The organism is Kitasatospora sp. NPDC052868 (genome assembly GCF_044547105.1).
Classification (GTDB): Bacteria; Actinomycetota; Actinomycetes; order Streptomycetales; family Streptomycetaceae; genus Kitasatospora.
In genome coordinates this window covers 148,435-173,718 of record NZ_JBITZW010000010.1, presented here as the reverse complement: position 1 = coordinate 173,718, position 25,284 = coordinate 148,435, and the positions used below count along the sequence as shown (strand labels likewise).

General features: G+C 71.8%; 20 protein-coding genes. 6 read left to right on the top strand and 14 right to left on the bottom strand.

Features of this window, described 5'->3' with window-relative positions; genetic code table 11:
* Window positions 1-129: 129 nt before the first annotated feature.
* The 6 genes from ACIGZJ_RS19200 to rsmI form a co-directional block, all read right to left on the bottom strand.
* The gene (locus tag ACIGZJ_RS19200; RefSeq protein WP_396458304.1) at window positions 130-1,062 is read right to left on the bottom strand and encodes a 4-(cytidine 5'-diphospho)-2-C-methyl-D-erythritol kinase; all 933 of its coding nucleotides are present in this window, start codon (window positions 1,060-1,062) and stop codon (window positions 130-132) included.
* On the bottom strand, window positions 1,059-1,940 hold the full coding sequence (gene rsmA / locus ACIGZJ_RS19195) for a 16S rRNA (adenine(1518)-N(6)/adenine(1519)-N(6))-dimethyltransferase RsmA (RefSeq protein ID WP_396458303.1): 882 nt from the start codon (window positions 1,938-1,940) through the stop codon (window positions 1,059-1,061). Before rsmA ends, ACIGZJ_RS19200 begins: the two co-directional genes overlap by 4 nt.
* 200 nt (window positions 1,941-2,140) lie before the next feature.
* A complete protein-coding gene (locus ACIGZJ_RS19190) occupies window positions 2,141-3,019 on the bottom strand; it encodes a TatD family hydrolase (RefSeq protein WP_396458302.1) in 879 nt (292 codons plus the stop codon).
* Window positions 3,019-4,638, bottom strand: coding sequence for a methionine--tRNA ligase (metG, locus tag ACIGZJ_RS19185; protein ID WP_392928528.1), 1,620 nt, complete (start codon window positions 4,636-4,638; stop codon window positions 3,019-3,021). The genes ACIGZJ_RS19190 and metG overlap by 1 nt, the downstream gene beginning before the upstream one ends.
* Before the next feature lie 118 nt (window positions 4,639-4,756).
* Window positions 4,757-5,182 carry a hypothetical protein gene (locus ACIGZJ_RS19180; protein ID WP_396458301.1) on the bottom strand — a complete coding sequence of 142 codons (426 nt, stop codon included), beginning with the start codon at window positions 5,180-5,182 and terminating at the stop codon, window positions 4,757-4,759.
* Between the two features lie 276 nt (window positions 5,183-5,458).
* Entirely contained in the window at window positions 5,459-6,358 is a 900-nt protein-coding gene (gene rsmI / locus ACIGZJ_RS19175) for a 16S rRNA (cytidine(1402)-2'-O)-methyltransferase (protein ID WP_396458300.1), read from the bottom strand.
* 106 nt (window positions 6,359-6,464) lie between these two features.
* Here rsmI and ACIGZJ_RS19170 point away from each other — a divergent pair, with 106 nt between their 5' ends.
* The gene (locus ACIGZJ_RS19170; protein WP_396458299.1) at window positions 6,465-8,291 is read left to right on the top strand and encodes a phospholipid carrier-dependent glycosyltransferase; all 1,827 of its coding nucleotides are present in this window, start codon (window positions 6,465-6,467) and stop codon (window positions 8,289-8,291) included.
* 162 nt (window positions 8,292-8,453) lie between these two features.
* A complete protein-coding gene (locus ACIGZJ_RS19165) occupies window positions 8,454-10,220 on the top strand; it encodes a penicillin-binding transpeptidase domain-containing protein (protein ID WP_396458298.1) in 1,767 nt (588 codons plus the stop codon).
* 34 nt (window positions 10,221-10,254) lie between these two features.
* Here the strand turns inward: ACIGZJ_RS19165 and ACIGZJ_RS19160 are convergent, their stop codons facing one another.
* From ACIGZJ_RS19160 to ACIGZJ_RS19130, 7 genes are all read right to left on the bottom strand, one after another.
* A complete protein-coding gene (locus ACIGZJ_RS19160) occupies window positions 10,255-11,670 on the bottom strand; it encodes a glycosyltransferase 87 family protein (protein WP_396458297.1) in 1,416 nt (471 codons plus the stop codon).
* Window positions 11,671-11,794: 124 nt separating this feature from the next.
* Window positions 11,795-13,282: an amino acid permease gene (locus ACIGZJ_RS19155; protein ID WP_396458296.1), complete on the bottom strand. Its 1,488-nt coding sequence runs from the start codon at window positions 13,280-13,282 to the stop codon at window positions 11,795-11,797.
* A gap of 247 nt (window positions 13,283-13,529) precedes the next feature.
* Window positions 13,530-14,990 (bottom strand): peptidoglycan D,D-transpeptidase FtsI family protein, encoded by a 1,461-nt coding sequence (locus tag ACIGZJ_RS19150; RefSeq protein ID WP_396458427.1) that lies wholly within the window; start codon window positions 14,988-14,990, stop codon window positions 13,530-13,532.
* Window positions 14,991-15,052: 62 nt separating this feature from the next.
* Complete coding sequence (locus tag ACIGZJ_RS19145; RefSeq protein WP_396458295.1) at window positions 15,053-16,387, bottom strand: FtsW/RodA/SpoVE family cell cycle protein; 1,335 nt, start codon at window positions 16,385-16,387, stop codon at window positions 15,053-15,055.
* Window positions 16,388-16,517: 130 nt separating this feature from the next.
* Entirely contained in the window at window positions 16,518-17,030 is a 513-nt protein-coding gene (locus tag ACIGZJ_RS19140; protein WP_396458294.1) for a DUF1269 domain-containing protein, read from the bottom strand.
* Window positions 17,031-17,182: 152 nt separating this feature from the next.
* Window positions 17,183-17,866 (bottom strand): ABC transporter, encoded by a 684-nt coding sequence (locus tag ACIGZJ_RS19135; RefSeq protein ID WP_396458293.1) that lies wholly within the window; start codon window positions 17,864-17,866, stop codon window positions 17,183-17,185.
* Complete coding sequence (locus ACIGZJ_RS19130; RefSeq protein WP_396458292.1) at window positions 17,863-18,735, bottom strand: ATP-binding cassette domain-containing protein; 873 nt, start codon at window positions 18,733-18,735, stop codon at window positions 17,863-17,865. The genes ACIGZJ_RS19135 and ACIGZJ_RS19130 overlap by 4 nt, the downstream gene beginning before the upstream one ends.
* A gap of 211 nt (window positions 18,736-18,946) precedes the next feature.
* Between ACIGZJ_RS19130 and ACIGZJ_RS19125 the strand changes: the two genes are divergently transcribed.
* The 3 genes from ACIGZJ_RS19125 (at window position 18,947) to ACIGZJ_RS19115 (ending at window position 21,727) form a co-directional block, all read left to right on the top strand.
* Window positions 18,947-20,263, top strand: coding sequence for a VWA domain-containing protein (locus tag ACIGZJ_RS19125; protein WP_396458291.1), 1,317 nt, complete (start codon window positions 18,947-18,949; stop codon window positions 20,261-20,263).
* Between the two features lie 11 nt (window positions 20,264-20,274).
* Complete coding sequence (locus ACIGZJ_RS19120; RefSeq protein ID WP_396458290.1) at window positions 20,275-21,159, top strand: peptidase; 885 nt, start codon at window positions 20,275-20,277, stop codon at window positions 21,157-21,159.
* Window positions 21,160-21,292: 133 nt separating this feature from the next.
* Complete coding sequence (locus ACIGZJ_RS19115; RefSeq protein ID WP_392928507.1) at window positions 21,293-21,727, top strand: universal stress protein; 435 nt, start codon at window positions 21,293-21,295, stop codon at window positions 21,725-21,727.
* A gap of 663 nt (window positions 21,728-22,390) precedes the next feature.
* On the opposite strand, the gene ACIGZJ_RS19110 is transcribed toward ACIGZJ_RS19115, so the two are convergent.
* Complete coding sequence (locus tag ACIGZJ_RS19110; protein WP_396458289.1) at window positions 22,391-23,452, bottom strand: DNA cytosine methyltransferase; 1,062 nt, start codon at window positions 23,450-23,452, stop codon at window positions 22,391-22,393.
* A gap of 152 nt (window positions 23,453-23,604) precedes the next feature.
* Between ACIGZJ_RS19110 and ACIGZJ_RS19105 the strand changes: the two genes are divergently transcribed.
* Window positions 23,605-24,786 (top strand): restriction endonuclease, SacI family, encoded by a 1,182-nt coding sequence (locus tag ACIGZJ_RS19105; RefSeq protein WP_396458288.1) that lies wholly within the window; start codon window positions 23,605-23,607, stop codon window positions 24,784-24,786.
* The last annotated feature ends 498 nt before the right edge of the window (window positions 24,787-25,284 follow it).

Here is a 25,284-nt window from a genome sequence, read left to right as displayed (position 1 = left end):
CGTTCTCGGGGAAGGCCCCGATCTCCCCAGCCTAGTGGGCCGCCCTCACCCCGGCCGCCGAGCGCCCACCGGCCTGAGCCCCACCGCCCCGAGCCCCCGCCCCCCAGCCGCCAAGCCCCTGCCCCCGCCTCAGCCCCCGAGCACCTCGGCCCCCGGGACCGGCCCGTACGTCGCGTGCGCGGTCCGGCAGGTGCCGGACCGCCGCAGCGCCTCGGCGACCGCCGCGGCGGCGTCGGCGTCCTTGGCGAGGAAGGCGCAGGTCGGGCCGGAGCCGGAGACCAGGGCCCCGATCGCCCCGGCCTCGGTGCCCGCCCGCAGGGTGTCCGCGAGCGCGGGCCGCAGCGAGAGGGCGGCCGGCTGCAGGTCGTTGGCGAGCGCACCGGCCAGGGCGACCGCGTCGCCCCCGGCCAGGGCGGCGAGCAGCCCGGGGTCGGCGTCGGGGGTGGCCACGTCGGTGTCGGAGGAGCCGGTGCCGGCCTCCTCGCGCAGCCGGTCGCACTCGCGGAACACGGCCGGGGTGGACAGCCCGCCGTCGGCGACGGCGAACACCCAGTGGAAGGTCCCGCCGACCGGCAGCGCCTCCAGGATCTCCCCGCGCCCGCGGCCCAGGGCGACGCCGCCGAGCAGGGCGAAGGGCACGTCGGAGCCGAGTTCGGCGGCCAGCTCCAGCAGCACCCCGACCGGCGTGCGCAGTCCCCAGAGGGCGTCGCAGGCGACCAGCGCGGCCGCACCGTCGGCGCTGCCGCCGGCCATGCCGCCGGCCACCGGGATGGCCTTGGCGATGTGCAGGCGGAGGTCGGGCTCGGCGAGGCCGTGGTGGGCGGCGAGCAGCCGGGCGGCGCGGGCCGCGAGGTTGCCGTCGTCCAGCGGGACGGCGTCCGCGTCCGGGCCGGAGCAGGTGAGGGTGATCCCCGTACCGGGCTCGCCGTCCGCCGCCGTGACCTCGTCGCCGAGGGCGACCGCGAAGAACACGTTGGCCAGGTCGTGGAAGCCGTCGGCGCGCAGTCCGCCGACTCCCAGCTGCACGTTGACCTTGGCGGGGACGCGCACGGTGACGCTCACTCGGACTCCTTCGGCGGCTTGTGCTCGGCGATCGCGGCGAACTGCTCCACCGTCAGCATCTCGCCGCGCAGCTTGTGGTCGATCCCGGCGGCGGCGAGCGCCTGCTCGGCCCCCGCCGGGGAGCCGGCCCAGCCGGACAGCGCGGCGCGCAGGGTCTTGCGGCGCTGGGCGAACGCGGCGTCGACCACCGCGAACACCTCGGCACGGCTGGCCGTGGTCTTCGGCGGCTCGTGGCGGATCAGCGAGACCAGCCCGGAGTCGACGTTCGGGGCGGGCCAGAACACGTTGCGCCCGATGGCACCGGCCCGCTTGACGTCGGCGTACCAGTTCGCCTTGACCGAGGGGACGCCGTACACCTTGTTGCCGGGCTTGGCGGCGAGCCGGTCGGCGACCTCGCTCTGCACCATCACCAGCGTCCGCTCGATGCTGGGGAAGGTCGCCAGCATGTGCAGCAGGACGGGGACGGCCACGTTGTAGGGGAGGTTGGCGACCAGCGCGGTGGGCGCCGGACCGGGCAGCTCGGCGACCTCCATGGCGTCGCCGAACACCAGGTCGAAGGCCTCGGCCCGGTCGGGCATCCGGGCGGCGACGGTGTCCGGCAGGTGCCGGGCGAGCACCGGGTCGATCTCGACGGCGGTGACGTGCCGTGCGACCTCCAGCAGCCCCAGCGTCAGCGAGCCGAGCCCGGGGCCGACCTCCACCACGGAGTCCTCGGCCGTCACCCCGCCCGCCCGGACGATCCGGCGCACGGTGTTGCCGTCGATGACGAAGTTCTGCCCGCGCTGCTTGGTCGGCTTCACGCCGAACGCGTCGGCCAGCGCCCGGATGTCCGCGGCGCCGAGCAGATGGCTGTCAGGGGTGGGGTCGGTGGTGCTCACCCGCCAAGGATACGGGCGGGGCGGCCGCTCAGAGTTCGACGACCGCCGCGAGGTCGATCTCCACGGGGTACGGCAGGGACGTCCGCAGCACGCCTTCGTGCTGGGCGACGGGCAGGATCCAGCCGGCCTAGGAGCACCGGTGGAGTGCCGAACCGTTCCTGCACTCTCCGGCATTCGTTCGACCGGCGGGCCCGCCCTGCTCAGTAGCCGAAGGCCCGCGCCGTGTTCGCCGCGATGGCGGTGGCCAGCTCGTCCTCGTGCAGGCCGAGCGTGGCGGCCATCGACCGCACCGTGACCGGGATCAGGTACGGCGCGTTGGGCCGTCCGCGGTAGGGGTGCGGGGTGAGGAAGGGCGCGTCGGTCTCGACCAGGACGCGGTCGAGCGGGGTGGCCGCGAGGGCGTCGCGCAGCGGCTGGTTGGCCTTGAAGGTGACCGGCCCGGCGAAGGAGAGGTACCAGCCGTGCTCGGCGCAGACCTTGGCCATCTCGGCGTCGCCGGAGTAGCAGTGGAAGACGGTGCGCTCGGGGGCGCCCTCCGCCAGCAGAACGGCGATGACGTCCTCATGGGCGTCCCGGTCGTGGATCACCAGGGCCTTGCCGTGCCGCTTGGCGATCTCGATGTGGCGGCGGAACGACTCCTTCTGGATCTCCACCCCCTCCGGACCGGTCCGGAAGTAGTCCAGGCCGGTCTCGCCGACGGCGACGACCTGCGGCAGCGCGGCGAGCGCGTCGATCTCGGCGAGGGCCGCGTCCAGCGCACCCTGCCCGCCGGCCTGGCGCTGCTGCCCGGACCAGCCGTCCGGGTCGCCCAGGAAGATCCGGGGCGCCTCGTTGGGGTGCAGCGCGACGGCCGCGTGCACCTGCTCGAACCGGGCCGCCAGCTCGGCGGCCCAGCGCGAGCCGGGCACGTCGCAGCCGACCTGGACGACGGTGGTGACCCCGACCGAGGCGGCGCGGGCCAGGCCCTCGTCGGGGGTACCGGACTGCATGTCCAGGTGGGTGTGCGAGTCGGCCACCGCCACCGCCAGCGGGGCGGGCAGCGGCGGTGGGGTCGACCGGTCGTCGTCCTTCTTCGGCATCAGGAGGCCGGCTTCTCTTCCAGGCGGGGGAACAGGATGTCGCCCTTGGTGACGGTGGCACCGGCGGGCAGCCGGCCCCAGTCCGCCACGGTGGCGATGGTCTGCGCGGACAGCTCGCCGAGGCCCTCGGCGGCCCCCAGCGAGGTCCAGAGCTTCTCGGCGGTGCCCGGCATCACCGGGTTGAGCAGCACCGCGGTGGCCCGCAGCGCCTCGGCGGCGGTGTAGAGGATGGTCGCGAGGCGGGCGCGGCCCTCCTCGGAGTCGTCCTTGGCCACCTTCCACGGCTGCTGCTCGGTGAGGTAGCCGTTGACCTGCTTGACGAACTCGAAGACCGCCGCGAGGCCGCCCGCGAAGTCCAGCTCCTCGCCGATCTTCCGGTCGGCGGTGGCGGCCGCCGCGGTGAGCCCGTCGGCGACGGCCTGCTCGGCGTCGCCGTGGTCCGCCGAGGCCGGCAGCGCACCGTCGAAGTACTTGCCGACCATGGCCGCCACCCGCGAGGCGAGGTTGCCGAAGTCGTTGGCCAGCTCCGAGGTGTACCGGGCGGTGAAGTCCTCCCAGGAGAAGGAGCCGTCGGTGCCGAACGGGATCGCCCGCAGGAAGTAGTAGCGGTACGCGTCCACGCCGAAGTGCGAGGTCAGGTCGGTCGGGGAGATGCCCGTCAGGTTCGACTTGGACATCTTCTCGCCGCCGACCATCAGCCAGCCGTTGGCGACGACCCGCTTGGGCAGCGGCACGCCGGCGGCCATCAGCATGGCCGGCCAGATCACCGCGTGGAACCGCAGGATGTCCTTGCCGACCAGGTGCACCGAGGCGGGCCACAGCTCGGCGAAGCGCTCCGGGTCGCTGCCGTAGCCGGCCGCGGTGATGTAGTTCTGCAGCGCGTCCACCCACACGTACAGGACGTGCTTCTCGTCCCAGGGCAGCGGCACGCCCCAGTTGAAGGTGGAGCGGGAGATCGAGAGGTCCTTGAGGTCCTGCTCGACGAAGCGCAGCACCTCGTTGCGGGCCGCGGCGGGCTGGATGAAGTCCGGGTTGGCGGCGTAGAACTCCAGCAGCTTCGGGCCGTACGCGGAGAGGCGGAAGAAGTAGTTCTCCTCCTCCAGCCACTCGACCGGCCGCTTGTGGACCGGGCAGAGCTTCTCGCCCTCGGTGGCGCCGTCCAGCAGCTCACCGGGGAGCTTGTACTCCTCGCAGCCGACGCAGTAGGGGCCGGAGTAGCCGCCCTTGTAGATCTCGCCCTTGTCGTAGAGGTCCTGGACGAACTCCTGCACCCGGTCGGTGTGCCGCTGCTGGGTGGTCCGGATGAAGTCGTCGTTGGCGATCTCCAGGTGCTCCCAGAGCGGCTTCCACTCCTCCTCGACCAGCTTGTCGCACCACTCCTGCGGGCTGACGCCGTTGGCCTCGGCGGTGCGCAGGATCTTCTGACCGTGCTCGTCGGTGCCGGTCAGGTACCAGACCTTCTCGCCGCGCTGGCGGTGCCACCGGGTGAGGACGTCGCCCGCCACGGTGGTGTACGCGTGGCCGAGGTGCGGGCGATCGTTGACGTAGTAGATCGGGGTCGAAACGTAGTACGCCGGGGTCTGGTCCCCGGTGGTGCTGTGTTCTGCAGTGGCCGCCATGGTCGGAAAGCTTAGTCGCGCGCCCGGGCCGCCCTCGACCGATTACCTCGGGGGCGGCCCGGGCCGTGCAGCCGTTCGCGCCGGCGCCCTGCGGTGCCCCGTCCGGCCCGGGCGGCGGTCAGCCCGCCAGCCGCGACCGGATCCGGGCCCAGAGTCCGCGCGGCCGGTCCACCCCGGCCATCGCCGGGGGGTCGGCGGGCTCGGCGTGCGCCGGGAAGCCGGGGGCGTGGTGCCAGGACTGGTCCGCGATGGCCACCCGGCCCTCGCGCATGATCCGGACGGTGTGCCCGCCGCAGCCCGGGCACGTCGGCTTGAGCAGCGGGGACGGCACCCGGACACCGTTGGCGTGGTACTCGATCACGACGTGCCCGTCCCGGGCCGTGTGGTGCTCGATGTCGTACGCCTGCTCCCACCCGTACCCACAGCTCAGGCACGCGAAGGAGTAGGCCTCCCGGACGGTCTCGACGGGAGTGTGCACCCGGCCCGCCGGGCCGGGGTCGCTCAGCGCGTTACCACCGAGGGGGCTACCGATCGTCTCGCTCATAGCCGTCTCCCAGCGCCCGCCGGACGCTCGCCCGGCTGGGTCTTTCCATCCCAGGGAATGCCCGAACCGCCCCGGCCGATACCCGTCTTGTGAAGACTTGGACGCGGGTTGGGAATCCCTATACGAAAGGTGGGTTCCTGTCCGGAAAGCGCGACCAAGACTTCAGCTCAGCGGGTGTTTAGCCCGGGCCTTCTCTCCAAGGTACGCGCCGTCGCCGGGCCCGGCACCCCCGATTTTCACCCGCTTTTCGCACCCGCTCCCCCAACGGTTTCCCGCCTACTTCGCGGGTCCGGCCGCGGCCCCGTCCTTCGCCTCGTTCTTGGCCTCGTCCTTCGCCTCGTTCTTGGCCGCGACGACCGCGTCGAACACCTCCCGCTTGGGCAGCGCCAGCTCGGCCGCCACGGCCGCGATGGCCTCCTTGCGACGCTCGCCCGCCTCCTCCCGGACGGCCACCCGGCGGGCCAGCTCGGCCGGGGTCAGTTCCGCCGGGCCGGCCGGCGGGGCGCCCGCGACCACCACGGTGATCTCGCCCCTGACCCCCTCGGCGGCCCAGGCCGCCAGCTCCCCGATCGGGCCGCGCTTGACCTCCTCGTAGGTCTTGGTCAGCTCGCGGCAGACGGCGGCCGGCCGCTCGGCGCCGAACGCCTCGGCCATCGCCGCCAGCGCCTCCGCGATCCGGTGCGGCGCCTCGAAGAAGACCATGGTGCGCGGCTCGTCGGCGACCGAGGCGAGCTGGCGGGCCCGGTCCCCGGTCTTGCGCGGCAGGAAGCCCTCGAAGGTGAAGCGGTCCACCGGCAGGCCGGACAGCGCGAGCGCGGTGAGCACGGCGGACGGGCCGGGCACCGCGGTCACCTTGATCCCGGCGGCCACCGCGGCGGCGACCAGCCGGTAGCCCGGGTCCGAGACCGAGGGCATCCCGGCGTCGGTCACCAGCAGCACCCGGGCGCCGCCGAGCAGCGCCTCGACCAGCTCCGGGGTCCGGCCGACCTCGTTGCCCTCGAAGTAGGAGAGCACCCGGCCGGCCGGGGCCACCCCGAGCGCCTGCGTCAGCCGGCGCAGCCGCCGGGTGTCCTCGGCGGCGATCACCTCCGCGGTGGCCAGCTCGGTGAGCAGTCGGGGCGGGGCGTCCGAGACGTCGCCGATGGGGGTGCCTGCGAGAACGAGTACTCCTGTCACGGGCCCCATCCTCGCAGCTTCCGGAGGCCCGGGGCTTTTGGTGACGATTCGGGCAGCTTCGGAGGGAGCCGCCGCCCGCTCATCACCCGCCCCTACGATGTGGCGGATGAACGGCGACACGGCGGCGCAGACGCCCACTGGTACAGACCACACCCCCCAGGGTGGCGTCGGCGTGCCGGTCCTCACGGACCAGCCGTCCCCCCCGGTCCCGGGTCCGCGCGAGCCCGCGCACGACAGGCCGCAGCCGCCGCGCCCGGCCTGGCTGCGCGTCCTGGCCCGGCACGGCTACGCCCCGCCCGAGCCGGCCCCGCTGGCCGAGCGGCTGGTGCCGCCGATGCCGGACGGCCGGCGGGTGACCCCGCGCCGGGTCGAGCCCTCCGCGCTGCTGCTGCGGCTCGGCATAGCCCTGCCGGCGGGCCTCTGGTCGTGGCTCTGCCGCTGGGCGGGCTGGCTGGGGCCGCTGGCGGTGGCACTGTTCGGCGGGGCACTGCGGTTCACGAACCTCGGCGAGCCGCACGCGATCATCTTCGACGAGACGTACTACGCCAAGGACGCCTACGCGCTCTGGCACGGCGGCTACGAGACCAACTGGTCCGACAACGCCAACCAGCTGATCATGACGCCCGGCGAGGCGGTGCCCTACCGAAGCGACGCCTCGTACGTGGTGCACCCGCCGGTCGGCAAGTGGATCATCGGCTTCGGCGAGCAGCTGTTCGGGATGAACCCCTTCGGCTGGCGCTTCGCGGTGGCACTGCTCGGCACCCTGTCCATCCTGATGGTGGCCCGGATCGGCCGCCGGCTGTTCCGCTCGACCCTGCTGGGCTGCGTGGCCGGCCTGCTGCTGTCGGTGGACGGGCTGCACTTCGTGCTCAGCCGGGCCGCCCTGCTGGACCTGGTGGTGATGTTCTGGATCCTGGCCGCGTTCGGCTGCCTGCTGCTGGACCGCGACCACACCCGGGCCCGGATCGCCGCCCGCCTCGACGGCGTCCAGGACGCGGTGCTCGCCCGGCGGATGAACCTGGGCTGGCGCCCGTACCGGATCGCCGCCGGCGTCTGCGTGGGCCTGACCTGCGCGACCAAGTGGAGCGGGATGTACGTGGCGGCGGCCTTCGGCGTGCTGACCGTGCTCTGGGACGTCGGCTCGCGCCGTCTGGCGGGCGCCCCCCGCCCCTACCTGTGGACGCTGGTCCGGGACGTGGTGCCGGCCTTCGTGTCGGTCGTGGTGGTCTCCGTGGCCGTGTACATCGCCTCCTGGTGGGGCTGGTTCGCCAGCAGCACGGTGCCCGGCAAGGGCGGCTACGGCCGCGACTGGGCGGTCGGCCGGGACGGCGCGACCTGGCTCCCCGAGGGCCTGCGCGCGCTGTGGCACTACCACTCCACGGTGTACGACTTCCACACCCACCTGACCAGCCCGCACACCTACCAGTCCAACCCGTGGAGCTGGCTGCTGGTCGGCCGGCCCGTCTCGTTCTTCTACGAGTCCCCGAAGGCCGGCCAGAGCGGCTGCACCGCGAACGAGTGCGCCCGCGAGGTGCTCGGCATCGGCACCCCGCTGCTCTGGTGGACGGGCGTGCTGGCGCTGGCCTACTGCCTGTGGCGCTGGGCCGCCCGGCGGGACTGGCGGGCCGGCGCGGTGCTCTGCGGCCTGGCCGCCGGCTACCTGCCGTGGTTCGCCTACCAGCAGCGGACGATCTTCCTCTTCTACGCGGTGGCCTTCGTGCCGTTCCTGGTGCTCGCGGTGACCATGCTGGTGGGCGCGCTGATCGGCCCCGCACACGCCTCCCGGGACCGCCGGATCATCGGCTCGGCGGTGGCCGGACTGCTGATTCTGCTGATCATGTGGAACTTCCTGTTCTTCTACCCCCTCTACACGGGGCAGACGATCCCGATGGACGACTGGCGCAAGCGGATGTGGTTCAACAGCTGGATCTGAGGGCCTGATCCGTCCGTACGTGGTGCGCGACACGTACCAGATCCGTCACAAGACCCCGGCATTTCGTCGGCGCACGGAGCTCGTCTGCCTAACCTGAATGCCGAACGCGTATCCGGCACCTCCGGCTGCGGCCAGTCGTCAGACCCTTGGGGGAGCAGCACCATGCGCAGAGGCGCGAAGATCGGCATCATCACCGGCGTGTCCGTCGCCGTGCTCGCGGGCGGCGGCTACGGGGCCTACAGCCTCGTCGGCGGGTCCGACGACTCCGGCGCCGCCAAGGCCCCGAAGCCGCGCACGGTGGTCTCCGAGCCCCCCAGCGCCGAGCAGGCCGCGGCCGGCGCCAAGGACTTCCTGGACGCCTGGGCCGCCGGTGACATCGCCAAGGCCGCCGCGCTGACCGACGACCCGGCCGCCGCCACCACGGCGCTCACCGACTTCAAGGACAAGGTCAAGCCGAGCGGGCTGACCCTGGCGCCGTCCGGTCCGGCCACCCCGGCGGCCTTCGCCTCGGCCACCGGCACCCCCTCACCGGCGGCCGCCGCCAAGCCCTCGGCCTCCGGTACGCCGGCCGCCACCGGCTCCCCGGCCGACACCGAGACGCCGCCCGCGGGCCCGACCGGGGTGCTGATGGGCTTCAAGGCCAAGGCCGAGTTCGAGGGCACCAACAAGGCCTGGGACTACAACGGCTTCCTCAGCGTCGTGAAGATGAGCGACAACACGCCGTCCGTGCACTGGGCCCCGTCGGTGATCCACCCGCACCTGGGCCCGAACGAGGTGATCTCCACCCAGCCGGTCTTCTCCCCGCCGAGCAACGTGGTGGACCGCAACAACCGGCCGCTGCAGGGTGCCTCGATCACGACGGCGCTGCTGGCCACCCTCCAGGACAACGCCCGCAAGATCCTCCAGGCCGACCCGACCAAGGACCAGAGCGACGCGGGCAGCGGCGTGGTGATCACCGACGCGGCCGGCAAGGGCACCACCGACAAGCTGTTCACCATCATCGAGCCCAAGCCGGCCAAGCCGTTCAAGGTGACCATCGACAACGCGGTGCAGGCCGCCGCCGAGAAGGCGATGACCGACCTCGGCGGCAAGCAGGGCTCGATCGTCGCCATCGAGCCGAGCACCGGCCAGGTGCTGGCCTTCGCCAACGCCCCGGCCACCGGTCAGAACCGGGCCTTCACCGGCCTGCTCGCCCCCGGCTCCACGATGAAGATCGTCACCTCGGCCGCCCTGCTGGAGGCCGGGGTCTCCCCCGACACCGTGGTGGCCTGCCCGGCCAAGAGCAGCAACCCGCAGGCGATCCCGAACTCCTTCACCGAGGTGTACCCGAACAACACCCTCCAGCAGGACTTCATGATCTCCTGCAACACCGCCTTCATCGACCAGGGCCTGGCCAGCCTCAAGGGCGGCACGCTCTCCGCCACCGCCAAGGACGTCTTCGGCGTCGGCCTGGAGTGGAAGACCGGCCTGCCCAACGCCGACGGCCGGGTGCCGGACGCCGGCTCCAACAAGGACGAGCAGGCCATGCAGTCGATCGGCCAGGGCAAGGTCCAGATGAACCCGCTGGCGATCGCCTCGGTCACCGCCACCGTGCAGAGCGGCGAGTTCAAGCAGCCGATCCTGGTCGCCGAGCTGCCGCAGCAGAAGGCCGCCCGCAACCTCGCCCCCGATGTCGCGGGCAAGCTGCGCTCGATGATGGCCGCCACCGCCAAGGACGGCACCGCCAAGGCCGCGATGGCCGGGATCGCGGACAACGCGGGTGCCAAGACCGGCTCCGCCGAGGTGGCCGGCATGGCCACCACCAACAGCTGGTTCACCGCCTACCGGGGCAACATCGCCGTCGCCGCCGAGGTGCAGGCCGGCGGCCACGGCGCGGACGCGGCCGGCCCGGCCGTCGCCGCCGTCATCAAGGCCGCCGGCAACCGCTGACCCGCCGGTACCGCCCCTGCCCCTGCCCCGGTGCTCAGCGCCGGGGCAGGGGCACGTTGGGCACCGCCCGGGCCAGCAGGCAGTTCGTCGGAATCCGCGGGCGCCCGCTCCACCGGTGGGCCGCCAGCCGCGGCCAGATCACCAGCACGACCGGCAGCGCCAGGTAGCCGAAGCGTCCGGCCGGCGCCAGCATGAAGGCGATCGCCAGCCCCGCCGCCAGCAGGTCGGCGGCGGCGATCGCGGAGACCGGCGGACGGGCCAGCAGCCAGATCGCCACCCCGACCCCGCCGACCGTCATCAGCGCCAGCGAGACGGTGTGCCCGGTCGGCCCGAACCCGGCCAGCACCTTGCCCGGCAGCGGGCTCCCGGCCGGGGTCTGGATCGCGGTCAGCCCCAGCGGGAACCGCACCACCTGCTCGCGCAGCGCGTCCGCCCGGGCCAGCGCGGACGGCAGGATCACCGCCAGCCCGGCGCCGAGCGCGGTCAGCCCGGCCCGGGCGGCCGGCCGCCGCCCGTAGAGCCGCCAGAGCAGCAGCACGGCCACCGGCAGCGCCGGCCAGGCCGTCCACTTCAGGGTGCAGGCCAGCGCCAGCACCAGCCCCGCCTGGATCGTGCGGTCCCGCTCGGCCAGCGCCATGGCCAGACAGCAGACCCCGATCAGCGGCAGGTCCACCCCGCCGACCGCCAGCGCCAGCGCTATCAGGGGCGAGGCCGTGAGCACGGCCAGCGGCAGCAGCGGAGCGCGGTCCCGGGAGGGCCGCAGCAGCCGCCAGCTCACCAGCAGACAGCTCAGGAAGGCCAGCGCGAACCAGATCCGGGCGTCCCCGAGCAACTGCGTCACCGGGCTCCCGTTGCCCAGCAGCGCGCGCGGCATCCCGAACAGCGTCATGGCCGGCAGGTACGGGTTGTAGTCGGTCACCACCACCGGGTGCGGCAGGTACGGGCTGCCGGTGGTGAGCAGCAGGTGCGCCGAGCGTTCGACCACCATCACCTCGGACTGGTGGCGGCCCTGCAGGGCCAGCACCACCAGCGGCACCAGGACGGCGCCCAGCAGGGCGACCCCGGCCGCCACCCGCGCCGCGAGCCGGCGGGGCAGGACGAGGCAGAGCAGCCCGGCGAGGGCGTACGCGGGGGCCGCGACGGCGCCCCAGAGCCGCTGGTTGGGCAGGTCGGAGACGACGGGGAAGGCGGCCGCCCAGACTGCGGCGATCGCACAGCCGAGCAGTTGGACCCAGCGCTGCGAGGCGAGCCGGGCCTGCATCAGCCTTTCGGGCGGGGGGAGCCGGGGGCCCTCGCCACGCTGGCGGGGGAACGGACGGGGGGCCAGTCCGCGGCGCAGGCGCTCGCGTCTGGTCGGCGGACCGGCCGCCACAGGCGGGGTCGGCGTGCCGCTACGGCCGGTGAAGCGGCCGCGTGGGCGGGACGGGCCGGGCGTGCGGGTGCTCACCATGGAGGAAGGTTATGGGTGGGGGCCGCGCCCTGTCGCCATGTCGGGGCAGGGAGTGTCCGGTGGGCTTGGCGGGGCCGCCGGGGCGTGGTTCCGGCCGGCGGCCCCGCGAAGCGGGGGTCGGGGCTCAGCCCCTCGGGGCGTCGGCCGACTCGGCCTGCTGCTCCTGGTTCAGCTTGGAGTGCTTGATGCTGTAGCCGAAGTAGACCGCCAGCGCGACGACGAGGGCGATCGCACCGGCCCGGAAGGTGTCGGCGTGCAGGCCGGTGATCAGGTAGATGCAGAAGCCCACGCTGATCAGCGGGACGACCGGGTAGCCGGGCACCTTGAAGCCGCGCGGCAGGTCGGGCTGGGTGCGGCGCAGGATGATCACGCCGACCGAGACCACCGAGAAGGCGATCAGGGTGCCGAGGCTGGTGATGTCGGCCAGCACGTTCAGCGGGATGAAGGCGGCCAGCAGGCCGACGCCCACGCCGACCACGATGGTGTTCCAGACCGGGGTCCCGGTCCGCGGCGAGAGCTGGGCGAAGCGCTTGGGCAGCATGCCGTCGCGGCCCATCGAGTACAGGATGCGGGTCTGGCCGTAGATCACCACGAGGGTGATGCTGAAGATCGAGATGATCGCGCCGATCGCGAAGACCATCGCGGGCCAGCTCTGCCCGGTGATGTCCTGCAGGATCTGGGCCAGGCCGGCCTCCTGGCCGTCGAACTTCTCCCAGGGCTGGGCGCCGATGCCGACCAGGGCGACCAGGATGTACAGCAGGGTGACCACGACCAGCGAGATGATGATCGCCAGCGGCAGGGTGCGCCGCGGGTTCTTGACCTCCTCGCCGGCGGTGGACACGGCGTCCAGGCCGATGAACGAGAAGAAGATGCTGGAGGCCGCGACCTGCACGCCGCCGATGCCCAGCGGCATGAACGGGGTCAGGTTGCCGGAGTGGAACCCGGTCAGGCCGACGCCGATGAAGAGCAGCAGGATCAGGATCTTGACGGCCACCATCGCCGCGTTGACCTTCACCGACTCGCTGACGCCGCGGATCAGCAGGATGCAGACCAGTGCGACCAGGATCAGCGCCGGCAGGTTGAACCAGTGGGTGCTGTCGGGCGCGCCGGAGACCGCCTCGGGGATCTGCACCCCGAAGGCCAGGTCGAGGAACTTGTTCAGGTACTCGGCCCAGCTCACCGCGATCGCGGAGGCCGAGACGCCGTACTCCATCAGCAGGCAGATGCCGACGCCGAACGCGACGCCCTCGCCGAGCGTGGCGTAGGCGTACGAGTAGGAGGAGCCGGAGACCGGGATCGCGGAGGCCATCTCGGCGTAGCAGAGCGCGGTGAGGCCCGCGGTGACGGCCGCGATCACGAAGGACAGGATGACGGCCGGTCCGGCCTCCGGGACGGCCGTGCTGAGCACGAAGAAGATCCCGGTGCCGACGGTCGCGCCGATGCCGATCGAGGACAGCTGCCAGAGACCGATCGAACGCCGCAGGTGGATGCCGGAGCGTCCGCCCTCCTCGGGCGCACCGGCGGGGAGGGCGTCGCGGCCCTCGCTCTCGGCGATCAGGGTGGATACGGGCTTGCGTCGCAGCAGACGCGCGCCGAGGGTGTTGCTGGCCAAAACCTGATCCTTCTAGGCGGGGGAGGGTGTCCTAGCGGCCGGTCACCGAGGATGCCGTGGGGTGTCATCGGGGACCAACCGAACAAAGATGGGACAGTACCCCGCGAAAGCACCAGTGTCGCAAACGAACAGTCACGTCGCGCGCATTGTACGAATCGTCGCACCGCCCGGCACAAACCGGACACTTCGCAGGCGGCGGATCCCCCCACCGAAGGGCTAAGCAGCAGGTCAGAGCCGTCCTGGCGGCTCAGCCGCCGAGCACCGCCTGCATCACCGAGCGCGCGATCGGGGCCGCGAGCCCCCCGCCGGTGACATCGGTGGCGTCACTGTCGGCGATCACCACCGCGACCGCCACCGGCGGCGCCTTGTCGGAGCCGGCGGGCTTCGCCCAGGAGATGAACCAGGCGTACGGCGTGCCGCTGTTGTCCACCCCGTGCTGGGCGGTGCCGGTCTTGCCGCCGACCACCGCCCCGGCGATCCGGGCGTTGCGCCCGGTGCCGTTCTCCACCACGTCGGTCATCAGCCGCTGCACCTGCCCGGCCACCGCCGGGCTCATCGCCTGCCGGTACACCGAGGGCTTCATCAGCTGCACCGTGGTGCCGTCGCTCCTGGTCAGCCTGTCCACAAGCTGTGGACGCAGCACCGTGCCGCCGTTGGCGACCCCGGCCGCGACCATCGCCATCACCAGCGGGGTGGCCGCGGTGTCGAACTGGCCGATCGAGGACAGCGCGAGCTGCGACGTGTTCATCTCGGTGTCGAAGTTGGAGCGCGCCGCCCGGACGGGTGTGTCCAGCTTCGCGTCGTTGAAGCCGAAGTTCCCGGCCATCGCCGCCATCCTGTCCAGCCCCACCTGCACCCCGAGGTAGCCCATCACGCTGTTGCAGCTGCGGACCATGGCGGCGTCCAGCGACTGGCCGGGCTCGTCGCACGCGGAGGTGTCGTTGACCAGCGGGGTGGTGGTGCCCGGCAGCACGTACGGATAGGGCGCGTTCGTCGGCGCGTCGATATCGGTGACCACACCGTTCTCCAGCGCCGCCGCCGCGGTGACCACCTTGAAGGTCGAGCCGGGCGGGTAGGTCTGGCGCAGCGCCCGGTTCAGCATCGGCTGGTCGGGGTCGGCCTGCAGCCTGTTCCAGGCCGCCTGGTCGGCCGCGGACGTGCCGGCGAAGGACCCGGGGTCGTAGGAGGGCGTGCTGGCCAGCGCCAGGATGCGGCCGGTGGCGGGCTCGATCGCGGCGACCGCGCCCTGCTGCCCGCCCAGGCCCCGCATCGCGGCCTGCTGGGCGGCCCGGTCGATGGTGGTGTAGACGTCGCCGCCCGGGTTCTGCCGGCGCGCGACGGCGTCCCAGACCGCCCAGCTCGCCAGCCGGCTGTCCGTCCCGGAGAGCAGCTCGTCCTCCGTCCCCTCCAGCTGGGTGTTGCCGTAGGTCTGCGAGGAGTAGCCGGTGACGGCGGCGTACAGCGGGCCGTCGGTGTAGGTGCGCTTGTAGTCGTAGCGCCCGCCGGTGGGCGTGGAGCCGGTGACGCTGTCGGCGCCGACCAGGATGTTGCCGCGCGGCTGCGAGTAGCGCTCGATGGTGAGCCGCTGGTTGGCGGGGTTGTGGTCCAGTTCCTCGGCCTGGAACACCTGCACCCGGGTGGCCTGGACGCACAGCGCCACGATCAGCAGCAGGCAGAAGGTCCCGGCCCGGCGGCCGGTGACGGAGATCCCGGGCCGGCCCTGCGGGCCGTTGGTCGAGCCCTTCGGCCGGTCCGGCCGGTCGCGGCGGATCACGGCGCCTCCTCGGGGGGCGGGCGGCGGGCGAGGTCGCTCATCCGGACCAGCAGCGCGACGATGATCCAGTTGGTGACCACCGAGGAGCCGCCCTGGGCGACGAACGGAAGGGTCATCCCGGTCAGCGGGATGAGGTCCAGCACCCCGCCCGCCACCACGAACACCTGGAGGCCGACGATCGCGGCCAGCCCGATCGCCAGCAGCCGCCCGAACGGGTCGCGCAGCGCGATGCCCGCCCGGAAGCCCCGGGAGACCAGCAGCGCGTAGAGCAGGAACAGCGCGATCAGACCGGTCAGGCCCAGCTCCTCTCCGATGGTGGCGAGGATGAAGTCCGACTTGGCGGCGAAGCCGATCAGCACGGAGTGCCCGTTGCCGAGGCCGGTGCCCAGCTCCCCGCCCCAGGCGAAGGCGAACAGCGACTGGGCGATCTGGTTGGCGCCCCTCCCCGCGGCGATCGAGCCGAGCGGGTCCAGCCAGTCGTTGACCCGGCTGTGCACGTGCGGCGAGAGCCAGCCGACCCCGACCGCCGCCACCGCGGCCAGGAACAGCCCGATGGCGATCCAGCCGCTGCGCGCGGTGGCCACGTACAGCATCACGACGAAGAGGCCGAAGAACAGCAGCGAGGTGCCGAGGTCGGTCTCCAGGACGAGGACCCCGACGAAGGCCGCCCAGATCAGCAGCACCGGTCCGAGCACCCGCCCGCGCGGTAACTGGAACCAGAGCACCCGGCGGCCGGTGAGCGCCAGCGCGTCGCGGTGCACCGCCAGGTAGGCGGCGAAGAAGACCGCCAGCAGGATCTTGGCGAACTCCCCCGGCTGGAAGGAGAGCGGCCCGATGGTGATCCAGATCCGCGAGCCGTACACCGGCGGGAAGAAGATCGGCAGGACCAGCAGGACCAGGGCGACCAGCGCCCCGCTGTAGGCGTAGCGCTGGAGCCGCTTGTGGTCGCGCAGCAACAGGACGACGGCGGTGAACAGCCCCACCCCGAGGGTCGACCAGAGCAGCTGGGTGGGCGCCGCGCCGCCCCCGGCGGTGGCCCGGTCCAGGCGGTAGATGACGACCAGCCCGACCCCGTTGAGCAGCACCGCGATCGGCAGCAGCAGCGGGTCCGCGTACGGCGCCTTCCAGCGGACCACGGCGTGCGCCAGCAGCGCGAGCACGCCGAGCGCCGCACCGTACCCGCCCGCGTCGGCGGGCACCGTGCCGTCGATGTTGACGCCGACCTCGGCGTAGCCGAACACGGCGAGCACTACCGCGCCCAGCACCAGCGCGAGTTCGGTGTTGCGCCGGGTCCGCACCGTCCGGCGCGGCCGGCCTGCGGTTCTCGTCACGGCGGAGGGAGTGGCCACGGACCGTCCTGCGGGATTGTCGCCGACCGGGGGATGGCGATCGGGGCGGACGGGCCGCGAGCCCCGTCCGCCCCGACGTGAGCGGCTGGTCTGGTCAGACCGGTACGGCGCCTCAGGCGGGGGTCGGGGCGCCCTGCGCCCGGGACGCCTCGACGGTCGCCTTCAGTTCGGCCTCGGCCTCGGCGGAGAGCGAGGTCTGGATGATCTTGCCGCCGTAGCTCGCCAGCGCGGGGACGACCTTGTCCGCGGTGGCCTTGCGGACCAGCAGGAACACCGCGGCGGTGCCCGGCTGGAGGTGCTCGCCGACCTCGCGCATGAAGTTGTCGTCCACCCCGATGTCGGTGGAGGCGCCGACCGCCGCGCCCGCCGCACCGCCGACCGCCGCACCGAGGAACGGCATGAAGAACAGCAGCCCGATGACGCCGCCCCAGAGCGCGCCCGACGCGGCGCCCGCGCCCGTGGTGCTGACCTGCTGGTGCAGCTTGATCCTGCCGTCGTCGCGGCGCTCCACGACGACGGCGTCCTCCAGGTCGATCAGCTTCTGCGTCTGCAGGCCGACCGCCTCGCGGCGCACCGCCTCGGCGGTGGCCAGGTCCGGGTAGGCGATCGCGAAGAGGTTGCTCACGTGTGGGTCCTTCCAATCAGTCGGACATGCCGGCCGGGCGCAGGCGCCGGTGCGTCGTCACCCTGCCCCGTTCGTCACCCTAACGAGCGCTATCCATATTTATTGGCTCTTCCATCCGGTGTGTCCTGTATTGACCGGGTGGCCCGCGATGGTCACCCGGGGCGGCGGCCGGCCAGCGCCGAGGAGCCCGCCGCCACCGCGGCCAGCAGCCCGGCGGCGAGCAGCAGTTCGAGCCAGGGGTAGCCGACCCGTCCGCTCCGGGCACCGGTGATCAGCCCGCGCACCGCCGCGTTGGCCGGCGAGGCGCCCGCCGCCAGGACCAGGACGGACAGCCCAAGGGCCGTCGGGATCCCGTACTGCGGACGCAGCAGCACCGGCCGGTTGCACACCGCCCCGACCGCCGCCCCCAGCAGCACGCAGACCACCGAGGCCAGCAGCCCCTCCAGCACCGCCGGACCCTCCGGCGGCTGCGCCGCCACCCCGGGATCGGCCACCCGCCCGCCGACCGCCCAGAGCGCCGACGTGCCGCCCGCCGCGAGCACCAGGCCCGCCGTCACCGCGGCCAGCAGCGCCGCCAGCTGGACCCTGAACGCCCCGGCCGCGGCGACCAGACAGGCCCGCGAGGCGGCCGGCTCCGCCGTCACCGCGCAGCGCACGTACCAGGCGGTGACCGGGAGCAGCACGGCCGAGCCGTAGCCCAGGTCGTCCAGCAGCGGATTGCCGCCGCTCACCCCGACCACCAGCAGCAGCGCGTACGCCAGGAAGGGCGGTAGCCAGCCGGGCGAGCGCAGCAGCAGCTCCAGGTGGTAGCGGGTCAGCGCCCCGAGCCGGCTCACCGGGTCCCCTCCAGCACGTCGGCACCGGCCTCGCGCCGGGTCACCCCCAGCACCCGGACGGCCGGACGCCCGGTCAGCAACCGGCGCAGCAGCGCGTCCGAGTGCGCGGCCGGGACGGTCAGCCGCACCGCCGTCCCCGCCAGCGGCGTGCGCACCGGCGCACCGGGCAGCCAGGGCGGCAGCGGCCCGGCGGGCACGTCCACCTCGATCTCCATCACCGGCCCCGGCCCGGCCGGCGCGCCCGGCCCGTCCACCGGTGCGGTCGGCCGCAACGAGCCGTCCTCGGCCACCCGGTAGGCGGCGGTGGTCGGCCCGGCCAGCCGGTGGGGGTCGTGGTCGACGAACAGCACCGCGGCGCCGAGCGCCGCCCGCTCGACGGCCGCCTCGTCCAGTACCGTCCGGGCCTCCTCGTCCAGCCCGGTCCAGGCCTCGTCCAGCAGCAGCACGTCCGCCTCGGCGAGCAGCGCCTGGGCGGCGGCCACCTTCTGGCAGGTCCCCTTGGAGAGGCGGCCCAGCGGGGTGCCGGCCCGGTCCGCGATGCCAAAGCGGTCCAGCCAGTCCCCGGCCCGGCGCCGCGCCTCGGCCGCCGGCAGGCCGTGCACCCGGCCGATCCGCAGCAGGTACGTCCGGGCGTCGAAGGGCAGCGCGGGCGGGAAGCGCTCCGGCACGTACGCCGCCCGGCCCGCCCGCCCCACCCGGCCGGCACTCGGCCGCTCGATCCCCGCGACCAGCTTCAACAGCGTCGACTTTCCACTGCCGTTGGTCCCTTCGACCCGGACCAGCTCCCCCGGACCGACCGTCAGGTCCACCCCGTGCAGGACCCACCGCCCGCCCCGCCCGTACCGCTTGCCGACCCCGGCCAGCTCCATCCGCGCGCTCCCTCCGCATCGCCCGCCCGGCAGGCTAGCCCGACCTCCGCAGGACCGGCGTCAACATCCCCCGCCCCCAGGGACGGGCCCCGCCTCCCGGCTGAAACCCAGCCGCCCCGCACCCCTGCGCCGGACCTCGGCGAACTGTTGACCCCCGGAGGGCGCCTGACGATGCGCCCGGCCGAAAGGTGCGGGCCCTAGGATTCGGCGGGTGACTACCGGACGACGACCAAAGGCCAGGCTCGGCAGCCTGCTGGCCGCCCTGGCGATAACAGGCGGTGCGCTGCTCAGCGGACTGCCCGCCCATGCCGACGAACCATCAGCCGGCTCCACCGGCAAGGAGGCCCCCCGGGTCGACCTCGTACTGGACGTCAGCGGCTCCATGCGGGCCGCCGACATCGAGGGCAAGAGCCGCATCGCGGTGGCCCAGCAGTCCCTGAACGAGGTGATCGACGCCCTGCCCGCGGAGACCGACTTCGGCATCCGCACCCTCGGCGCCAACTACCCCGGCGACGACAAGGCCCAGGGCTGCCAGGACACCAAGCAGCTCTTCCCGGTCGGCAAGACCAACAAGGTCGAGGCCAAGACCGCGGTGGCGACCCTGCGCCCGACCGGCTGGACCCCGATCGGCCTCGCCCTGCGCGGCGCCGCCCAGGACCTCGGCAAGGGCGAGACCACCCGCCGGGTGGTCCTGATCACCGACGGCGAGGACTCCTGCGCCCCGCCGGACCCGTGCGACGTGGCCCGCGAGCTCGCCGCCCAGGGCATCCACCTGGTGGTCGACACCCTCGGCCTGGCGCACGACGACAAGACCCGCCAGCAGCTGCTCTGCATCGCCAACGCCACCGGCGGCACCTACACCGACGTCCGTTCGCAGGACCAGCTCACCGAGAAGGTCAAGCAGCTGGTCGTCCGTTCCAGCGACACCTACGCCGTGACGCCGGTCAAGACGGCGGGCACCGACAAGTGCGAGAGCGCACCGGTGCTCACCCCCGGCGTCTACAGCGACCGGGAGAAGTTCTCCGAGCACCGCGTCTACCGCATCCCGGTCAAGGCCGGCCAGGAGCTGCGCGCCTCGGTCAGCGTCTCGCTCGACCGGCCGGTCGCCCGCGACTACGGCGTCCTGCTCCAGGCCACCAGCACCAGCGGCCAGGAGCTGGTCCGCGGCACCGACGCGGGCAGCGGCCGCACCGACGTGGTCTCCACCGGCCTGCGCTGGTCCACCGACGACTCCAAGGGCTACGCCTCCGCCACCCCGTCCGGTTCGCCGAGCGGCAAGCCGGAGACCACCGTCTGCCTGGTGGTCAGCAACTCGCTCGCCGCCCAGGCCGGCGTGCAGGCCGACCCCGGTCTCCCGCTGGAGCTGACGGTCGACCTGGCCACCGCCTCGCCCGCCCCGGACGGTCCGGCGATGGGTCTCGGCCGCGGCTGGATCCTGCTGCTGGTGCTCACCCTGGCCGGCCTGCTGACCGGCCTGCTGTTCGGCTGGATCGCACGCTGGCGAATCGCCGTCTGGCGGGAGAACTGACGATGCCCACCATGACGACCCACCGCGCCCTGCGCGCCGCCCTGGCCGCGTTCGCCGTGCTCCCGGCCCTCGCCGTGGCGGCGCCCGCCGCCTCGGCCGCCTCGCCGTCCCCCTCGCCGACCACGAGCGGCAAGCCCGCCCCGGCCACCAAGGCCGGGACGTCCTTCCTGACCGCCATCAACCTCGCCGCCGGCCAGGACGCCAACGTCGCCGCCTCCACCGGCGACTACCTGTACTGGGCGTTCGGCGCCTCCGAGGGCCAGACCCCGACGATCGGCCTGACCGTCAACCTGGCCCCCGCCGCCGACCGGCACGGCCCGCAGACCTGGAGCGTCGAGGTCTTCGACGGCCTGCGCCGCCGCCAGTCCTGCACCGCCGGCACCCAGAACGCCACCGGCGACGCCGCCGCCTCCTCGCTCACGCTGAGCTGCACCATGCGCGAGGTCCGCTCCTGGGCCGAGCCGTGGTCCGGCGACCCGCTGCCGGGCACCTACTACGTCCGCCTCGCGCTCTCCGACGCCCCGCAGCCGGACCTCGGCCTCGCCGCCTCCGTCCAGCTGCACGTCGGCGTCAAGGGCGACGCGGACAACGCCCAGCCCGAGGGCGGCGAGCTCAAGGCGCCGCTGGTGCCCCCGGTGGGCGGCGGCGCGGCGAACGCCGCCCAGGCGGCCGCACCGGAGGAGGCCGAGGACCACTGGTACTCGGGCTGGTTCTCCGGCTGGAACAGCCGCTGGTTCTGGACCGTGGCCGGCGGCGCGCTGGCCGCCCTCGCGGGCGTGGCCGGCTACACCCTGACCCGCCACCCGCGCGGCGGCCGTCCGACCCGCTACGGCAGCGTCCCGCCGCAGGCCGGCGCCCCGCAGCCGGGCCCCTACGCGGGCTCCGGGCAGCCCTGACGGTACCCGCCCCTCCCCCAGGACGGGCCCGAGGGCCGGCCGGACACCTCCGGCCGGCCCTCGGTCGTCCCGGCGCCCGCCGCCGACCACCGCCGCCCCGGCGCACCGGCCCGGCAGGCCCTACGCTCGAACCATGGCCCGGCAGCCGGACGGCAGGATCGTGGTGGGCGTGGACGGCTCACCGCTCTCCCACGCGGCCGTCCGCTGGGCGGCCCGGCTGGCCGCCCAGAGCGGCGGCGTCCTGGAGGCGGTGGCGGTCTGGGAGTTCCCCGGCCTGTACGGCGAGCGGGGCCTCGTCCCGCCCGCCCTGGACGGCTTCGAACCGGAGCGGTACGCCGCCCGGATCCTCGACGAGGCGCTGGCCGCACTCCCCGGCGGCGCTCCCCCGGTCCGGCGCCATCTCAAGGCCGGCCCGCCCGGACCGGCCCTGTCCGCCGCCGCCGAGGGCGCCGACGCCCTCGTCCTGGGCAGCCGCGGCCGCCACGCCCCGCCCGGCGCCGCCCTGGGCTCGGTCAGCCACTACTGCGTCCACCACGCGCCGTGCACCGTGGTGATCGTCAGACACTGACCGCGGTCGACACCCCGTCAGCGTGCCTTCCCCGTACAACGCAGAAGTCCCGCCCGATCTGAACGATCGGGCGGGACTTCCGTTGGGTGGGCCGTTCACGAGTGCGGCTGACCTGCATCGTTGAGCGCTCTCGCTGCGACGCTTTCCACGCCCACGAAGATCACTTCCCAAAAATTCATGGACACGACAAGCGATGCCCTGGCGGATCCCGCTGCTCAACCAGGCTGGGCGGCGCTGCGCTGCCCCGCACAGGGCCGTGGACGTCGCCTCAGGGTAGCGGTAGCCGTAAAATGTCCCGCCGCAGCGCGGACGAAGCGGTGCGCCACAGGCCGGGAGCAGGGCTGCCAGAACGGTCGCGTCGACGGGTTCTCATGCCTTCAACGAGCGCAGCCATCGCCCACCGGACACACCTCGATCAAAGCCCAAGCTGCTGAGCCCCTGCCCTTCATCGCCCTGCTCTGACTATCCCCGGCGGCCTGGCACGGCCGCCGGGGACAAGGGCTGCTCGCCCGATACGACTGGGCCTTTTACCACGCGACCATTGCACACTCATAAGCACAACAAACATCGGCACACAGGCTCAATACACTAGCCTGCCGCACAATTTTACCCAAGCACCCAGATCCCGCCACGAGTAGACAGCATCCCGATCACGCAAAAGAATCAGCCAACCTGTTCAGCAACCGCTGAGACCACCTTTTGGGCCAACAGCGGGGGGACGCAATTTCCAAGCTGCGCCTGAACAGAGCTGCGCTTGCCAGTGAACTCAAAATCATCCGGGAATGTGAAAAGACGCTTGAGTTCCGGGACGCGCAGACGACGGTTTTCCCAGTGGAACGGGCCGATATATGGACCGGGTTGAGCTTGAATAGTCGGCGAAGGTCGGTCGGGGTCAAGCTTGAGCAAGAACGACCAGTACTTAGATCGCCATTTGAATTCGGGACTAACGTGTCCACGCTCTTCGGTGTAGTGAAGGTAATTATCTCCAGGAGGCACTCCGGGCAGGAGGTGGCCGTACTTGCCACCAACCACCTCACCAGGCTCGGGCTCAGTCACCAAGCCCTCTAGAGCTTGCCCAGTAGTAACGTGTGGTTGCTCCGCAGTTCCCGTTGCGCGCCGCTCCCATCTTCCACCATGAGTTGGCTCCGGATGCTCAGGAACTACCTTTCCCTTTGGCACTCCAATCAGAAAAAGCCTTGGACGTGCCTGGGGAACACCATAATCTGCGGCATTGAGCACCTTCGGCACGCATTCGTATCCAGCTTCGTCGATCTCCCTAAGGAGGCGCTCGTACGCGGGGCGCGATGCGGCGTTATTGAATGTTAGAGCATAGACGTTTTCCAGGACGAACGCACGGGGCTTCGCCTCGCGAAGAACTCGCGTATAGGACTGGAGAAGAGAAGCTCCGGGATCGAGACCCTTTCTCTTGTACTCAAGCCAAAAGCCGGACTTAGAGAAAGGGGTGCAAGGGGGGCCACCTACCAGCAGGTCCGGGCGCTCTTTCCCCTTAAGGCCAGCCGCAGCCAAAAGGTCCTTCGTCGAGACTTCAAGGATATCCTTCTGAATTACCTCAGATTGGAGATGCGAGAAGTTCTTCTCCATGGTTGCCACGGCGTCGGCGTTGTGCTCAACCGCCGCACGCACCTCGTAGCCGGCCTGTTCCACTCCGAGGTCCAGGCCGCCAGCGCCGGAGAACAGTGAGATTGCGATGCCATGACTCGTCACAAGGACAGGGTGCCATGCTGGACCAACATCGTGGGACGAGACCCGCGACAAACGGCCCCAACGTGACGCCCTGCTGCCAGAGAGTAGCCACCAGAGTGCTGGTGTGCGAGCCTGGGCGCGTCAGATGAAGCGATCACAGATTCGAGCAAGCCATGGTGCAAGGCGGGGGACAGAAGATCACTCTGAGGGTAGCCAAGGAGCCTGCGCGCAGGAGGTTCCTTGAGGCTCTCACCTTGGCAACGTCAGACGACGAGGAGCTGCCTGCGGAGTGGATCGACCGCAGTCGCCAGGTCGGGCGGGCCCAGAACGCCACGAACACCCCGATGCTCGGCACTGCCCTGCTGGCCAAAGCCACCAACAAGGAGGTCACTGCCCTCGCTCTGCAAACTAACGTCCACCGCGGGTACTCGGCCCGTGGTGTCGCGAAGAACATCCTCGTACCGCTCTGCGTTGAGCATGAAATCGATCTCAGGACAACCGGTGCCGAGCCGCTGAATAATCAGCCGTTCTTCGCAAAGCAGATGGTCGTCAAGACCCTCATCCCTGAGAGTCGACCTGTAGCTAGAGCAGAACTTGAGCACTTGATTGAATGCCTTCAGGCGGCTGATTACCTGGATGAGGAAAATGCAGTCAGAGCGCTGGCAGCATTTCTCCGAGTACGCATCGAGGATGGCAATCAGGCGACGGTGCTCCAGCTTGATAAAAACTCGCTAACACTGCCAGATCTCTGCAAAATCGCAGCAGAGTTTATCAATGTAAATCGTGAGGGTGGACGGCGCGGGCAGGCCCTAGTGGCAGCTTGCCTCGACCTTGTTCACCCCGGCATGGTCTACGCTGATTCCATCAACGATCCGAGCCGAAATATCCCAGGCGATGTTTCTGTAAAGATCCCGAAAGTTGATCATAAGGCGACTCAGGATGGACTCTTCGAAGCAAGCGAACTGGTCGACCCCACGGATTTCACAGTAATTCTAAGCGCCGAAGCGAAACAGAAGCCAGTCTCGCAGAGTGAGGTTCTCCAGTTTGTCGAACGGTTGGCTGTGGCGGGAATTGGGAAGGGGATTTACGCGGCAATAGAACCCAACCAAGACTACCTCGAGCCAGACAAGCTGGCTGAAATGGCACAGAAGCGAAATGGTGTCCTCCTGGGGGTTGTCAGCGATCCAGCAGAGCTGATTAAAACCGCGATGCAATGGTCGCCAATCCCACTGGCTGACTGCCTGGCGAATTTCCCACAGTTGCTCGTGCAGCGCCTGAAGGACTTCCACTGCGGCGCCGACAGCCAGCAAGAGTGGGCGCAAATCCTAAACGGCGCGACATCAGATCATAAATAACTATCACTCTAACGTCGGGGTGACTGCAGCACGGCTATGCGGTTCCCCCATAGTGGTTCCAGGGGGCACCGCATAGTAGTCAGCAGTACCGGTCTCATGCCGGCGCGATACGGATGATGGACAGTGCCGGATTCTCGCCGCGGGCTGCCACCAAGGGCAACAACCCGCGAGGGCGTCTGCCACACAAAGAGCCGGAAGGTACCTGCTCAGCCGCAGCTGAACTGCAGCCAGGGCGGGCCCCGGCTGAGCCGGGCCCACTGCAGGGGCGGTGGGCCCGGCCCAGCCCCTGGTCCTCCCGAGCACGCGTCCAACTCGACCTCGTACGTTCCCGGCCCTGCAGGCGCGCTCACCCGAGCGGATCAACGAGTGGCTACTTGACCGACCATTCAGGGAATGGTCGGCTCATGGACTGCATTCCTGTACCTCGATTGCTGCGGCGTGTCTGCGTCGTGGCCGTCGACGCCGACGCGCGAGTCGCGCTTGTCCCTTTTGGGCCAT